At 74.5% G+C, this 2507-nt stretch carries 1 protein-coding gene; it reads right to left on the reverse strand.

The window, feature by feature from the left end:
- Positions 1 to 2507: type I polyketide synthase (locus tag ACFVYA_RS49850; protein WP_387055688.1), on the reverse strand; the 2507-nt coding region annotated here is incomplete at both ends.

The following is a 2507-nucleotide window of genomic DNA, read 5'->3' on the forward strand; positions in this document are numbered from 1 at the left end:
CCGCCGAGGAGCTTCCCCCGCAGGTGCTCGGCGAGCGCCGTGGGCGTCGGGTGGTCGAAGATCAGCGACGCGGGCAGCGACAGCGAAGTCGCCGCGGCGAGCCGGTTGCGCAGTTCCACCGCGGTGAGCGAGTCGAAGCCGAGGGTGCGGAACGCCTGCCCGGCGCTGACCGCGTCCGGATCGGGATGCGCGAGCACCGCGGCGGCCGTGCTCCGGACCAGGCGGAGGAGGAGCTGCCGTTGCTCGGGTTCCGGCCGCCCGGCGAGCTTGTCCGTCAGCGCCGTGCCGGACCCTGGTCCGGCGGCGACGGCGCGGCGGACCGGGGTGCGGACCAGGCCGCGCAACAGGGGATTGACGGCGTCGGCCGAGCTGAGCGCGGCGGTGTCGAGCGAGGCGGGAACGAGCAGCGAATCCGGGGTGCGGAGGGCCGCGTCGAAGAGCGCGAGGCCTTCCTCGGCGGACATCGGTGCCAGCCCTGTTCGGGCGAGCCGGACCCGGTCGGCGGTGTCGAGGTGCGCGGTCATGCCGGTGGCCGGGTTCCACAGGCCCCAGGCGAGGGAGCGAATGCGGGGTTCGTTGTGCGCCAGCGCGTCGAGGAAGGTGTTGGCGGCCGCGTAGCCCGCCTGGCCGGGGGTGCCGAGGACACCCGCGGCGGAGGAGAAGAGGATGAGCGGAACGCCGGTGAGCTCGCTCAGCTGCCAGGCGGCGTCGACCTTGGGCCGGAGGACGGCGTCGAGCTGCTCGGCGGTGAGGTTGTCGACGGTCGCGTCCTCGAGCACGCCGGCGGTGTGGACGACGGCGGTCAGCGGGTGCTCGGCGGGGATGGTGCCGAGCAACCGGACGAGGGCTTCGCGGTCACTGACGTCACAGGCCACGGCGGTGACGCCGGCGTCGGGCCCGAGATCGGTGCCGGTGCCGCGGCGGCTGGCGAGGACGACGTGCCGGACGCCGTGTTCGGTGACGAGGTGGCGCGCGAGGAGGCGGCCGAGCGTGCCGGCGCCGGTGATCAGCACGGTGCCGTCCGGGTCGAGCACCGTCGGCTCACCGGGGACGGCCGGGACGAGCCTGGGCGCGTAGGCGGTTCCGTCTCGCAGCGCGAGTTGCGGATGGCCGAGGGGGAGTGCTGCCGGAACGTCCGTGTCGACGTCGAGGAGGCTGATCCGGCCGGGGTGCTCGGCCTGGGCGCTGCGGACCAGGCCCCACAGCGGCGCTGTCGCGAGGTCCGCTTTGCCGCCGAGACCGACCGCCTCGCGGGTCACGACGACGAGGTGGGTCTTCGCGAACCGGTCGTCGGCGAGCCACTCCTGCAGCTGCCGCACGGTTTGCCGCGTGATCTCGTGGGCCCGGACCGGAACGTCGCCGTCGGCGGCGGGCGGGACGAGGACGGCGGTGTGCTCGCCGCCGAACTCGTCGAGCAACGCCCAGTCCGTGGTGGTCTCCGGACTGACCGCCGACCATTCGACGCGGTACAGCGAGCGCGGCGCCGCGGTGAGCCGCTCACGCGCGACCGGACGCAGCAGCAGCGCGTCCACAGTGGACACCAAAGTGCCTGCCGGATCCGTGGCCGTGATGCCGACAGTGCCGTCGGCGGCACGGGACAGCCGGACGCGGAGGGCGGGCGCGCCGACCGCGTGCAGCGAGGCCCCGCTCCACGAGAACGGCAGCAGGTCCGGTTCGGTTTCGCCGAGGGCACCGAGCACGAGAGGGTGAAGCGCGGCGTCGAACAGCGCCGGGTGCAGGCCGAACCCGCGGGGCTCGACGCCGTCCGGGAGGCGGACGTCGGCGTAGACCTCGTCGCCGCGCCGCCAGACCGCACGCAGGCACCGGAACGCCGGGCCGTATTCGTAACCCTGCCCGGCGAGGCGTTCGTAGGCGCCGGTCAAGTCGAACGGCACGGCACCGGGTGGGGGCCACGCACCGGACGGCGGTTCCGGCGCGGTGGTCTCACCGGTGAGCAGGCCGGTGGCATGGCGGGTCCAGCTGCCGGTGTCGCCTGTGGGACGGGAATAGACACTGATCGGCCGCCGATCCGCTGCGTCGGCCTCCCCGACGAAGAGCTGCAGGGAGACGGCCGATCCGAGCGGAAGCGGAGCTTCGAGCGTGAGATCGGCGACCTGCGGGCAGCCGACCTGGTGCCCGGCGTGGAGGGCGAGCTCGAGGAACGCCGTGCCCGGAAGCAGCACGGTGCCGGCGAAGGCGTGGTCGGCGAGCCACGGGTGCGTGTCCGGGCTCAGCAGCGCGGCGAAGACGACGCCCGCGCCGTCGGCCAGCTCGACCGCGGCGCCGAGCAACGGGTGTCCGGCGGAGCCCAGGCCCGCCGCGGTGACGTCCCCGGACCGGGCCGGGGCGTCCAGCCAGTACCGCTGCCGCTCGAAGGGGTAGGTGGGCAGGTCGACCCGCCGCGCGTCGGGACCGAACACCGCCGCCCAGTCGATTTCCTGGCCGTGGGTGTGGGCGGTGGCGGCGGAGGTGAGGAAGCGGGTGAGGGTTCCTTCGTAGCGTCGGAG

This window comes from Amycolatopsis sp. NPDC058278 (assembly GCF_042881395.1).
Lineage (GTDB): Bacteria > Actinomycetota > Actinomycetes > Mycobacteriales > Pseudonocardiaceae > Amycolatopsis.